The 12,984-nt window shown below is 69.6% G+C and carries 7 protein-coding genes; 2 read left to right on the top strand and 5 right to left on the bottom strand.

The features are described 5' to 3' along the window. Position 1: 1 nt before the first annotated feature. From ACFVXC_RS24710 to ACFVXC_RS24720, 3 genes are all read right to left on the bottom strand, one after another. The gene (locus tag ACFVXC_RS24710) at positions 2-1,162 is read right to left on the bottom strand and encodes a glycosyltransferase (protein WP_389908617.1); all 1,161 of its coding nucleotides are present in this window, start codon (positions 1,160-1,162) and stop codon (positions 2-4) included. Continuing rightward, the gene (locus tag ACFVXC_RS24715) at positions 1,159-4,068 is read right to left on the bottom strand and encodes a CDP-glycerol glycerophosphotransferase family protein (protein ID WP_389908712.1); all 2,910 of its coding nucleotides are present in this window, start codon (positions 4,066-4,068) and stop codon (positions 1,159-1,161) included. Before ACFVXC_RS24715 ends, ACFVXC_RS24710 begins: the two co-directional genes overlap by 4 nt. Positions 4,069-4,290: 222 nt before the next feature. Beyond that, on the bottom strand, positions 4,291-9,237 hold the full coding sequence (locus ACFVXC_RS24720; protein WP_389908619.1) for an NAD-glutamate dehydrogenase: 4,947 nt from the start codon (positions 9,235-9,237) through the stop codon (positions 4,291-4,293). 532 nt (positions 9,238-9,769) lie between these two features. On the opposite strand from ACFVXC_RS24720, the gene ACFVXC_RS24725 reads away from it, so the two are divergent. Then, positions 9,770-10,336, top strand: a complete 567-nt coding sequence (locus ACFVXC_RS24725; protein WP_389908622.1) for a DJ-1/PfpI family protein — start codon at positions 9,770-9,772, stop codon at positions 10,334-10,336. 38 nt (positions 10,337-10,374) lie between these two features. On the opposite strand, the gene ACFVXC_RS24730 is transcribed toward ACFVXC_RS24725, so the two are convergent. Beyond that, on the bottom strand, positions 10,375-11,052 hold the full coding sequence (locus ACFVXC_RS24730) for an HAD family hydrolase (RefSeq protein WP_389908625.1): 678 nt from the start codon (positions 11,050-11,052) through the stop codon (positions 10,375-10,377). A gap of 522 nt (positions 11,053-11,574) precedes the next feature. After that, a complete protein-coding gene (locus ACFVXC_RS24735; RefSeq protein WP_389908628.1) occupies positions 11,575-12,102 on the bottom strand; it encodes a DUF6912 family protein in 528 nt (175 codons plus the stop codon). A 344-nt stretch (positions 12,103-12,446) separates the two neighbouring features. Here ACFVXC_RS24735 and ACFVXC_RS24740 point away from each other — a divergent pair, with 344 nt between their 5' ends. Beyond that, entirely contained in the window at positions 12,447-12,893 is a 447-nt protein-coding gene (locus tag ACFVXC_RS24740) for an Rv3235 family protein (protein WP_389908630.1), read from the top strand. The last annotated feature ends 91 nt before the right edge of the window (positions 12,894-12,984 follow it).

Here is a 12,984-nt window from a genome sequence, read left to right on the forward strand (position 1 = left end):
CTCAGCGCTCAAGGAACAAGAACAGCTCCTCCCAGCGCCGCACGACCGCCTCGGTCGTATAGCGCTGGATGTTCACCCTCGCCAGTTCCCCCATCCGGTCCCGCAACTCCTTGTCGGACATCAACGCGTCCAGCCTGCGCGCCAGTTCACCCGTGTTCCCGAGCCGCGCGAGCAGCCCGTCGACGCCGTCCTGGACGATCTCGTGCACGCCGGGCGCGCAGTCGAAGGCGGCGCACGGCACCGCGGTGGCCATCGCCTCCATCAGCGCCAGCGGGAAACCCTCGCCCCGCGACGACTGCACGAAGACCGACCCGCCGCGCAGCGCACCCGGCACATCGCCGGTGCGCCCCATCCACTCCACGGAGCCGTCGAGGCCGAGGGCCGTGCACTGCTTCTTGAGCATCTCCTCGTCCTCGCCGGAGCCGTAGATCCGCAGCTTCCAGTCCGGGTGCAGCGGCGCGACCTCCGCCCAGGTGTCGAGGAGCATGTCGATGCCCTTCTGGTCGTGCAGGCGGCCGATGCTGGTGACGATCTTCTCGGTGCGCCGCGAGGGCACATCGGGCATGAAAGGCAGCGGGTTCGGCATGAAGGACGCGTTGTCCAGGCCCTGTCTGATCCACAGATCGGCGTCCTCGCGGGTCAGCGCGAGCATCCGGTCGATGTCCTTGTAGTGCTTGCGCACCCGCGCGCCGCGCGAGGACGCCCGCGAGTAGCCGAACGACTCATGGCTCATGCCGATGACCAGCAGGCCGTCCGTGTCCGCGAGTTCGACCCACTCCATCGCCCACACCTGCGTGACGATGACGACGGCGCCGGGCCCGGCCTGCGCGAAGAGCGCGGTCAGCTTGGCGGCCTGCTCCAGCATGCCGACCGCGCGCCGTGCCCGCAGCCGGTGCTCGGCGACGTTGAGCCGCCCCTTGATGCCGCGCGCGGGGCCGACGCGGGGTGGGTGCTCGTCGTAGAGCGTCGTGGTGGGGTACGGCAGGTCCGTGCCGATGTCCTGCGGTTCACCGGGCTCCGTGACGCCGATGACGTGCACGCGGTGGCCGCGCTCGACGAAGAGGCGTGCCATCTGGTGGGACCAACTGGTGATCCCGCCGAGCTCGTTGACGCTGTTGGAGACGAAGAAGATGTCCCGCCGGGGCGTTGCGTACTCGGTCATCGACGGCTCCCGTCCGAGAAGTGCGGGACATCCGAGAAGTGCGGGCCATGCGAGAAGTGCGAGAAGAACTGATCGACGACGCTCTTCGCGGCGTCGCCCCGGTCGTACTCGCCGAACTCGGCCACGAACCGCGCCCGCGCCGCCCCGTACTCAAGGGCCTGCTCATCGAGCGCGTTCAGCGGTTTCAGCGCCCCGAACAGCTCGTCCTCGGTGTCGAGCACCGGCCCGGGGGCCCGTTCCCGCAGGTCGAAGTAGGTGCCGCGGCCCTCGTGGACGTACTCCTCGTAGTCGTACGTGAAGAACAGCATCGGCCGGTCCAGGAGGGCGTAGTCGAACATCACGGACGAGTAGTCGGTGATCATCGCGTCGGCGAGCCGATAGAGCGGTGTGACGTCGTGGTGCGCGGAGACGTCGATGACGCGTCCGCGCACGGACGGCGGGAGCACCACGTGGTTCAGGTAGTGCGAGCGCACGAGCAGCACGTACCGGTCGCCGAACTCCTCGGCGAACCGCTCCACGTCGAAGGGCAGCTCGAAGCGCCCGTGACGCCCTCCGTGCCGCCGGAAGGTCGGCGCGTAGAGCAGCACCCGCTTGTCGTCCGGGATCCCCAACTCCGCTGCCAGCGGCCCGCGTTCGCGCACACCGCTCGCGTCCTCGGCCCGCTTCGCCCGCACGAGGGCGTCATTGCGCGGATAGCCGACCCGCAGCAGCACCTTCTCCTTGAGGCGCAAGGCCTTCGCAAGGGTCCGCACGTCGTGCTCCGACCGGATCAGGAAGCGGTCGAAGCGGCCGAGCACCCGCTCCTGCTCGTCCTGGCGCGCCTTGCTCCGCAGCTTCCAGGCGGGCTCGTCGAAGCCCATGCGCTTGAGCGCGGAGCCGTGCCAGGTCTGGATGTACGTCGTCTCCGGACGCTTGGTGAGCTTGAGCGGGTAGCTCTGGTTGTCGACCCAGAACTCGGCCTGCGCCAGGGCCCGGAGATACGGCAACGACCAGCGCCGCACCAGCGTCGCGTCATCGGGGAACCCCTCGGGCCTCCCGGCGTAGGACCACACGGCGTCGAAGTCGAGACCCTGACGCCGCATCTCCTCGTAGATCGCGCGTGGGCTGTCGCTGTACTGCTTGCCGAGGTGGCTCTCGAAGACGACCGTGCCCTTCTTCACCGGCAGGCGGCTGAACACCTCGTCGTACACCCGCAGTCGGCTCTGCCCGGAGGTGAGGTTCTTGCGCAGCTTCTTCGCCCTGCGGAAGCCCGACTTGGCGAGCCGCCCGGGCGCGCCCTGGGTGCCGCGCGCCACCAGGTCCTGGATCCGGCCGCCCGCCGCGTCCCGCGTGACGAGCCGGAACGCGAGGTGCCCGCGCTGCGAGACCTCGGGCTCCAGATGATCGGCGACGAGCCGGGTCAGCCTCGGCCGCACCGGAAGCATCCCCTCGGCGAGACCCGGAGTGCTCGGGGTGAGCCGCGTCCGGGTGCGCACGCCATCGGCGACGAGGTGAAGGCGTACGTCCCACACCGCGTCGACGACACCGAGCGGACGCAGCTTGCGCGCGAGGTCGACCGAGGCCGCCCAGGTCACGCTCTCCCCTTCCTGCCGCACGGCGGCGACAGGGAAGCGGAAGGACTGCAGGCTGCGGCGCCGGGCGCTGAACTCCAGCTCGGCGGTGAGCACGGCGTCGGGGCGCACGATGCCGAGCGGGTTGGTGACGCGGCCCGCCATCTTCACGACGCCGGCCGACTCCTCGTAGCCGGTCAGCACATTGCGCAGGAACATCTGGTCGAGGCGCTTGCTGTGATAGCCGAGCGCGGTCACGTCCAGGACCTGGCGGCCGAACGGGTCGTCGAGGTGTTCGGCGCACCAGTACACGTGGCCGTCCCGCTCGGCGAGCGGCGAGGAGATCTTGTCGCGGTTGGTGAGGGTGTCGACGGCGGGAAGCAGGTTCTCCCAGTCGCCCTGCTCCAGGAGGTAGGCGCAGATGGCCTGGGCGGGCAGCACCTCGCCGTACGCGGCGCGGTCGATCCCCGCGAGGTAGCCGCGGGCGAGGTCCGCGAACTCCTGGCGGTAGGAGTCGTCGCGGAACGGCAGGTCGCGCAGGTGGAGCACCAGGTCGTGCTTGAGGAACTTGATGTCCTTGAAGAGCCGCAGCTCGTCGAGGCCGCGCTCCGCGAGCAGCGCGTCGATCCGGCGGTGGATCTCCAGGCGGTGCTGGAAGTTGGTCATCTCGTGGCGCCGGTTGGTCACCGACTTCGCGGCGGCGCGCTCGTGGACGTGCCAGAAGTAGACCTGGTTGGGGATGAGCGTGATGCGCCCGGCGGCGAGGTAGGCCTCGGCGATGAACATGAGGTCCTCGTAGAACATGCCCTTGGGGAAGCGGAGGGCGTTCTCGACGAGGAAGTCGCGGCGGTAGAGCTTGTTCGTGGAGAGCGTGTCCCAGACGAACAGGTCGGGCAGCTCGGTGACGGACTCCAGGGTGCGGGTCGTGGCGTAGAGCCAGGGGTACCACTGGTCGCGCTTCTTGTTGCGGGTGTCCATGGAAAGGCGTACGCAGAGCCCGGAGACGATGTCGGAGCCCTCGCGCTCGGCGGCTTCGAGGAGGTTGCGGCAGGCGTTGCGCTCCAGGACGTCATCGCTGTCGAGGAACATCACGTACGTGCCGACGGTGTGGCCGATGCCCACGTTGCGGGGCTCACCGCCCGCGCCGCTGTTCTCCGGCAGCTGGTAGGCGCGCACCCGCTCGGGGTGTTCGGCGGCGATGCGCCGCGCCGTGCCGTACGAGTCGTCGGTGCTGCAGTCGTCGACGATGACGATCTCGACTCCGTGCAGCGTCTGGTCGAGCGCCGACCGGACGGCGGTCGGCAGCCGCTCGGCGTCGTTGTAGACGATCACCACTACGGACACGTCCACGGGCACATCCACAGGCCCGCCTACGGACACATCGGGGCCGGCCTCCGGCGTCCCCCGCTCACCTATCGCTCCCATGCGTCCCTCCAGTCAGATACCGGCTCATCCCACTAATTATCGCTATTACCCGATTAGCGCTCTTCAGGGGGGTGTGTTCGGCCTAGTCCGGATACGCGAAAGGGGGCACCCCGGGCCATCAGGCCCGGGGCGCCCCCATCGGCGTACGACGGATTACGAGTGCGTACGAAGGAGCGTCCTCATCGTCCGCATGGCGACCGACAGGTTCGCCAGGTCGAACGCGTCCGAGCTCTGGATCTCGTCGAGCGTCGACCGCGACCGGCTCAGGATCGCCGCGTTCTTCTCCTCCCAGGCCTTGAACCGCTGCTCGGGAGTGTCCTCGCCGTTCCCGGCGGCAAGCACGTCGGCCGTCAGGGCTGCGTGCGCCGCGTACAGGTCCTCGCGGATCGACGCGCGCGCCATCGACTGCCAGCGGTCGGCCCGCGGCAGCTCGATGATGCGGTCCATGAGCTGAGTGATCCGCAGCCGGTCGGCGAGGTCGTAGTAGACCTCGGCGACGGCCATCGGCTGCTTGTCCATGCGGTCCGCGATCGCCACGATGTCGAGCGACGGGAAGGCCGACGAGAACCCGGCGACGCGCTGGGCGAGTTCGTCGGAGACGCCCTCACCCGTCAGCTCGTCGCGGATGCCCTCGTACCACTCCAGGTCGGAGCCGCTGAGCAGCTTCGGCAGCTCGGTCCAGACCTCGGCGACTCCCTCTTTGAAGAAGTCGATGGTCTCGGCGAGCTGGAGCGGCTGCGGCCGGTTGTTGAGCAGCCAGCGCGTGCCGCGCTCGACCAGGCGGCGCGAGTGCAGCCTGACGCGGGTCTGGACATCGGCCGCCACGACGTTGTCGAGCTCCTCGACCGCGTCCCAGACCTTGCCGAGACCGAAGATCTCGCGGGCCGCGAGCTGCGCCCGCACGATCTCCTCGAGCGAGGCCCCGGTCTCCTCACGCAGGCGGTGCAGGAAGGTCGAACCACCCGTGTTCACCGTGTCGTTGACGAGGACCGTGGTGATGATCTCGCGGCGCAGCGCGTGCCCGTCGACCTGCTCGGGGAACTTCTCCCGCAGCGCCTGGGGGAAGTACGCGTGCAGCAGCCTGCGCAGGTAGTCGTCGTCCGGGAGCGTCGTCTGGATCAGCTCGTCGGCCGCCGTGATCTTCGTATACGCGAGGAGCACGGCGAGCTCGGGCTGGCTGAGCCCGCGTCCCGAACTCAGGAGCTCACGGACCTGCCGGTCGGTGGGCAGGAACTCCAGCTCCCGGTTCAGGTGACCCTGCTTGCCGAGCCTGCGCATGAAGCGCTGGTGGGCGTGGAGGAGAGAGGGGGACTGGGCGACCGCGTTCGACAGGGCGGTGTTCTGCGCGTAGTTGTTGCGCAGGACCAGGGTCCCGACCTCGTCCGTCATCGCGGCGAGGAACTTGTTGCGCTGCTTGACGGTCATGTCGCCGTTGGCGACGACCGCGTTGAGCAGGATCTTGATGTTCACCTCGTGGTCGGAGGTGTCCACACCCGCGCTGTTGTCGATGGCGTCGGTGTTGATGCGCCCGCCGGCCCGAGCGAACTCGATGCGGCCCAGCTGGGTCAGACCGAGGTTGCCGCCCTCGCCGACGACCTTGACGCGCAGGTCGGCGCCGTCGACACGGATCGAGTCGTTCGCCTTGTCGCCGACATCGGTGTTCGACTCGGCCGACGACTTCACGTACGTACCGATGCCGCCGTTCCACAGGAGGTCGACCGGCGCCTGGAGGATGGCCTTCATCAGGTCGGCCGGGGTCATCTTCGCGATGCCCCGCTCGATGCCCAGTGCCTCGCGGATGTGGTTGTTCAGCTGGATCGCCTTGGCGCTGCGCGGGAAGATCCCGCCGCCCGCGGAGAGCAGCTCCTTGTTGTAGTCAGCCCAGGAGCTGCGCGGCAGCTCGAAGAGGCGGCGGCGCTCGGCGTACGAGGTCGCGGCGTCGGGCCTGGGGTCGATGACGATGTGCCGGTGGTCGAAGGCGGCCACCAGGCGGATGTGCTCGGAGAGCAGCATGCCGTTGCCGAACACGTCACCGGACATGTCGCCGACGCCGACGACCGTGAAGTCCTCGGACTGGGTGTCGGTGCCCAGCTCCCGGAAGTGCCGCTTGACGGACTCCCAGGCGCCGCGGGCGGTGATGCCCATGCCCTTGTGGTCGTAACCGGCGGAGCCGCCGGACGCGAAGGCGTCGCCGAGCCAGAAGTTGTAGGACTGGGCGACCTCGTTCGCGATGTCGGAGAACGTCGCGGTGCCCTTGTCGGCGGCGACCACGAGGTACGTGTCCTCCTCGTCGTGGCGCACGACGTCGGCCGGCGGCACGACCTCCCCGGCGACGAGGTTGTCGGTGATGTCGAGCAGCGCCGAGATGAACGTCTTGTAGCAGGCCACCCCCTCGGCCAGCCATGCGTCGCGGTCCACGGACGGGTCGGGCAGCTGCTTGGCGACGAAGCCGCCCTTGGCGCCGACGGGCACGATGACGGTGTTCTTCACCATCTGCGCCTTGACCAGGCCGAGGATCTCGGTACGGAAGTCCTCACGCCGGTCGGACCAGCGGAGCCCGCCGCGCGCGACCTTGCCGAAGCGCAGGTGCACGCCCTCGACGCGCGGCGAGTACACCCAGATCTCGTACGCCGGACGCGGCGCGGGGAGATCCGGGATGGCCTGCGGGTCGAACTTCATGGAGACGTAGTTGTGCGGCTTGCCGCCCTCCGCCTCCTGGAAGAAGTTCGTGCGCAGCGTCGCCTTGATGACGGTGAGGAAGTTCCGCAGGATCCGGTCCTCGTCCAGCGACGCGACCTGGTCGAGCGCCCCGTCCACCTCCTCGAGGAGCCCGTCGGTCAGCTCGGTCCCGGCGCGCTGGCGGTCCGGGGACATCCGCGCCTCGAAGAGCGAGACGAGCAGGCGGGTGGTGTGGACGTTGTTGAGGAGGGTGTCCTCCATGTAGTCCTGGCTGAAGGTGGAGCCCGCCTGGCGCAGGTACTTGGCGTAGGCGCGCAGCACCATCGCCTGCCGCCAGTTGAGCCCGGCCCGCAGGACGAGCGAGTTGAAGCCGTCGACCTCGGCCTCGCCCGTCCAGGCGGCGGCGAAGGCCTCCTGGAAGCGCTCGCGGCCGTCGTCGCCGATGTAGTCGCCGTTGCCGTTCTGGGACTTGGGCAGGCGCAGGCCGAAGTCGTAGATCCAGGCGTTCGTACGGTCCGTGCAGCGCAGCTCGTAGGGGCGCTCGTCGGTGACCTCGACACCCAGGCGCTGGAGCACCGGCAGGACCGCGGAGAGCGAGACCTGGCCGCCCGAGCGGTAGATCTTGAAGCGGCGCTCGCCGGGCGCGGCGCCCACCGGCTCGTACAGGCTGAGCGCGAAGTCCTCGCGCCCCTGCTTCAGCTGCTCCAGGTGCACCAGGTCGGCGACGGCGGCCCGCGGTGTGTGGTCCGCCTTGTAGCCCTCGGGGAAGGCGCTCGAATAGCGGCGGAGCAGTTCGGCCGCGCGCTCCTCGCCGCACTCGGCGGTCAGCGCCTCGCCGAAACCGTCGGCCCAGGAGCGGGCGGCCTCGACGAGCCGGGCCTCGATGCGGTCGGTGTCCGCGTCGGTGAGCTCCGCGAGCCCGCCGCCCGGCGCGACCCGGACCACGAAGTGCAGCCGGGAGAGGATCGACTCCGTGTTCCAGGCGGTGAAGTCGACGCTGGTGCCGCCGAGCTCCTCCTTGAGGATGTCGATGATCCGCAGGCGCACGCCGGTGGTGTAGCGGTCACGCGGCAGATAGACCAGGGCTGAGTAGTAACGGCCGTACTCGTCCTTGCGCAGGTAGAGCCGCAGCCGACGGCGCTCCTGGAGGTAGAGCACGGACGTGACGATGGAACGCAGCTCGTCGGGCGGGGTCTGGAAGAGCTCGTCGCGCGGGTAGGTCTCCAGGATCTGGAGCAGGTCGCGGCCGTCGTGGCTGTTGGGCGAGAAGCCCGCGCCCTTGAGGACCTCCTGGACCTTGCGGCGGATGACCGGCACGCGGCGCACGGACTCGGTGTACGCGGCGGACGAGAAGAGCCCGAGGAAGCGCCGCTCACCGACGACGTTGCCCTCGGCGTCGAACTTCTTCACGCCGACGTAGTCGAGATAGCTGGGCCGGTGCACGGTGGCACGGCTGTTGGCCTTCGTGAGCACCAGGAGCCTGTGCTCGCGGGCCTTCGCGCGCGCGTCCGCGGGCAGCCTGCTGAAGGAGGGGCTGACCGGATGGTCCTCCTCCCCGTCGTGCTGCGGGTCGGCGCGCAGGATGCCGAGGCCGGTGCCGGGCACCGCGGCGAGCGAGTCGTCGTCCGTCAGGTTGTACTCACGGAAGCCGAGGAAGGTGAAGTGGTTGTCGGCCAGCCAGCGAAGGAGCTCGCGCGCCTCGCCGACCTCCTGGTCGCGCAGGTCGTTCGCGGTCGGCTCGGTGGGCAGCTCGTCGGCGATGCGCAGTGCGGCATCGCGCATCTTCTCCCAGTCCTCGACGGTCTCGCGCACGTCGGAGAGGATCCGCAGCAGATCGACGCTGATCTGCTTCAGGTCCGCGCGGTCGGTCTCGCGGTCGGTCTCGACGTGGATCCAGGACTCGGTGACCGCGTCGTGCGGGCGCTCCGTGCCCGGGTCCGTGAGGACCTCCAGGAGCTTTCCGGTCAGATCCCGTCGTACGACGACCTGGGGGTGGATGACGACATGGATGCCGCGCCCCTGCCGGGAGAGCTCATTGGTGACCGAGTCGACGAGGAAGGGCATGTCGTCGGTGACCACCTCGACGACGGTGTGGCTGCACGTCCAGCCGTTCTCCTCGACCGTCGGTGTGTGCACGCGGACGTTGGCCGTGCCCTGCGGGCGGGTCTCGGCAAGCCGGTAGTGGGAGAAGGCTGCTCCGAAGACGTCGACCGGGTCACGGTCGGCGAGGTCCTCCGGGGCCGTGTGCAGGTAGTAGCGCTGGAGGAACGCGAGGGCCATGTCCTGGTCGGTCGTGGCCTCTTCGCCCTTCGACCCGGTCGGTGCGCCACTCGGTAGGCGGCCACCGACCGGGCTGTTCTCAGCTACCCGGGCCGCCCGTGTGAGCAGCTCGGCTTTGGCTTCGTCCAGCTTGTTCTGCATTGTCCTCTGACTCCTGTCGCGCGCCGTTGCGTGACGTAGAAGGAAATGATCCGACGTAACGCCACGACGCGGGGTCTCCGGTCGAAGTCGACGTTATGCCGCGGTGAGAGATGAGCGGGCGGTTATTCGCCATTTTCAGCGGTTTCGCTGATCGATGGCTGGGAATAGTGGGCTGTCCGCACCACGAAGAAGCGTCAGCGACGCCCCGGGCACGGATGTCCTCCGTGTTCCCCGGGCGCAGGGCGGGGGCGTACACGCCCCCGCGGGATATCGCGCTGATCACGGGTCAAGGCTATCGCCCTCCACCCCGGGCTCGTCATGGGCCGGATGTGTACAAAACAAGGGGTGGAACTTTGACACTCTGCACAGGAACTATCGCGCCATCCGTCAACCGCCCGCCCTCTTGGCAAACCGGACGCACGGATGCACGTTGAGCGGGACGGACGGACAGCGGGACAGCGGACGGACAGCGCCCGACGGACAGCGCGCGACGGGCGGACTCGGTCCGCCCACGATTGGGGAGCGAGCACCGATGGCAGCCAAGATCCTGATAGTGACCGGTGACGCGGCGGAGTCGCTGGAGGTCATGTACCCCTACCAGCGGCTGCGCGAGGAGGGGTACGACGTCCACATCGCCGCCCCCGCCCGAAAGACGCTGCGCTTCGTGGTGCACGACTTCGAGCCGGGCTTCGACACGTACACGGAGAAGCCGGGCTACACGTGGCCCGCGGACCTCGCCTTCTCCGAGGTCGACCCCGGCCAGTACGTCGCCCTGGTGATCCCGGGCGGCCGGGCCCCGGAGTATCTGCGCAACGACCCGGAGCTCCGCAAGATCCTCAAGTCCTTCTTCGACTCGGACAAGCCGATCGCGCAGATCTGCCACGGCCCGCTCCTCACGGCGGCGATCGGCGCCCTGAGCGGCCGAAGCGTCACGGCGTATCCGGCCCTGGAGCTGGACATGCAGACGGCGGGCGCCACGTTCAAGGACGCGGAGGTGGTGGTCGACGGCACGCTGGTCTCGGCCCGCGCGTGGCCGGATCACTCGGGCTGGATGAGGGAGTTCCTTACGGTGCTGCGGGCGAAGGCGCCCGTCACCTAGGCGGTGGGGCGTGGGCGGGGCGGCGCGGGCTCCGCGGCTCAGGCGGCCAGCCGCTCGGCCACCTCCACGGCCTCGGCGAGACTGTCGACCACGGGAACCTCGACGCCGACCGCCTCCAGGCTGGCCCTGCTGTGCGATCCCCCGGTGTAGAGCACGGCCCGCGCACCCACGTGCGCCGCCGCCACGGCGTCGTCGACGGCATCACCGATGACGACGATCCGCTCGGCGGCGGCCACCCCTTCCAGGGCCGCCAGGTGGCGCACCATTCGCTCGGCCTTGCCGGCGTGCGAGGTGTCCATGCGCCCGTCGATGCGTACGAAGTGCTCCTCGATCCCGTGCCGCCGCACGATCGGCACCAGATGCTCGTGCGGCGCGAGAGAGAGCAACGACTGCGTACGCCCGGCTGCCCGGCGCCCCGCGAGCAGCTCGGCCGCACCGTCGGCGAGGCCGCATGCCTCGGCCCGCGCCCAGTAGTGCTTGTGGAACACGGCGTCCATGACCTGCCACTCGGCGTCCGTGGGAAGGCGTCCCATCAGCCGCTCGTAGAAGAGGGGGATGGGGACGCAGTACAGATCCCGGTACCGCTCGAGCGTGATCGGATCGAGGCCGATCTCCGCGAACGAGGCGTTCGTCGACTCGATCACCGCATGAATGTCATGCAGCAGCGTCCCGTTCCAGTCCCACACGATGTGCGCCCCGCGCTGAAGCTTCCCCATGAGGAAACGGTACCCGCGCCCCACACGGGCCCACTCATGGGTTGTTCGTCCAGGTTGAACGCGGGGCGATCGGGCGGGATGGCTTGTTCGCCCGGAGGTGCATGCGGGGCGATCGGGCGGGATCGCTTGTCCGCCCGCAGGTGCACGCGGGGCAACCGGGCCGGATCGCCCGACCGCCCGCAGGTACACGCGGGGCAATCAGGCGGGATCGCCTGTCCGCCCGCAGGTGCACGCGGGGCAATCGGGCCGGATCGCCTGTTCATCCACAGGTACACACGGGGCAATCAGGCCGGACCGCCCGTTCGCCCGCAGGTACACACGGGGCAACCGGGCAGGATCGCCTGTCCGGGAAGTACACGCGGGGCAATCGGGCGGGTGGGCGGGAGAGCTCGTTCGTTCAAAGCTGCACCCGGGGCAACCGGGCAAGTAGGTGGGAGAGCCCCGTTCGCCCAGAGACAGACGCAGGCCCCACCGCCCCACCGCCCCACCGCCCCAGCCCCGCAGGGACCCCGCAGGGAATGTTCAGCCGATCAACCCGGGAATCTCCTGCGTGGCGAACCAGAGAAGCTCATGATCCTCAACCCCGTCCACAAGGACCCCCGCACCACCGTCCCCCTGATCCGCGGCCCCCAGCGCCCCCACAGCCGCAGCGACATCCGCCTCAGCATCCCCCGCGTCCACATGCACGGCGGCAACCTTCTTCCACCCCAACACCCCGGCGACCCGCACCTCACCAAGCCCGAGAGCCCCCGTCCCTGTCCCCGTCCCCGTCCCCGCTCCCGGATCCCCCGGATCCACCGCCCCGTCCGCCACATCCGCCGCCAGCACGACCCGCCGCCGAGCAGCTCCCGCGTCCCCGGCGATCAGCCGCAACGAAGAGAGCGCCGCCCGGCTGAGGGCGGCGTACTCCAGCTCCTCGAGGTCGTCCGAGGCGTACCACTCACGCAGCGCGGGCGTCACGGCATAGGCGGTCAGCGGCCCCGGACCCAGCTCGCCCGCCTTGTACACCTCGGCGAGGCGGCTCAGGGTCAAGGGAACGTAGACGCGCATGACGGGCCCGCTTTCACAGTCGGAGACAGAGAATCGGAAGGACAGACCGGTAGGCCGGAAGGTCAAGGATCAGGTCCCCAGAATACGCGCGGGAGTCCCCCTTCGAGCTGCGCCCCGTGCCCATCCCCCGCGTCACCCGACACCCCCGTCCTTCACCCGGCACGCCCCAGCGCCCCCAAGGCACCGGGCGCCCCCGATCACCCTGATAAGTGAATCCTCCGGCCCCGCCCCCATCACCGGCATCCCCTTGCGACCGCCGCCTGCGCCCCCGTACAAGATCCCCGACGGAAGTTACTCCCCGGTACCGGAGGCGACACGGCATGCACAAGGTGATGACCAAGGTAATGACCAGGCCCCGCACCCGACCGATGACGACCCGCCCACCGGGCCGCACGGACACCCGCCGCCCCACGGCGGCCCCAGCGGCACGTACAGCGGCTCGCCCCCTCAGGACCCCGCCCCAGCCCCCACCACACCCCACGGAGCTCTTCACCGAGCGTCTGCTCCTGGTCCTCAGCGGCCAGAAGCCGGTCCACTGGGCGGCCCGCCACATCGCGCACACCGCCTTCGACGACGTGACCCGCCTCGCCGAGCTCGCTCCCCTGAACGTGAACGGCCGGCGCCCCACGATCCACCGGATCGGCCACTACGAACCGAGCCCCGGGGTCTACGAGGTCTTCGCGAGGATCGGTGCGGGCCCCGCCCTCAGGGCCTTGGCCTTCCGCCTGCACCTGGGAGCGGACCAGAGGTGGCGCTGCACGGCGGTGGAAGTCGGCACCCCGGCGAAGTAGCAACGCGGAACGCGACACAGAACGCGGCACAGAACGCGGCACAGAACTCGGCACAGGACCCAACGCGAAGGGCCGAGCGCACCTCTCGGCG

Source organism: Streptomyces sp. NPDC058257 (genome assembly GCF_042881845.1).
Lineage (GTDB): Bacteria > Actinomycetota > Actinomycetes > Streptomycetales > Streptomycetaceae > Streptomyces.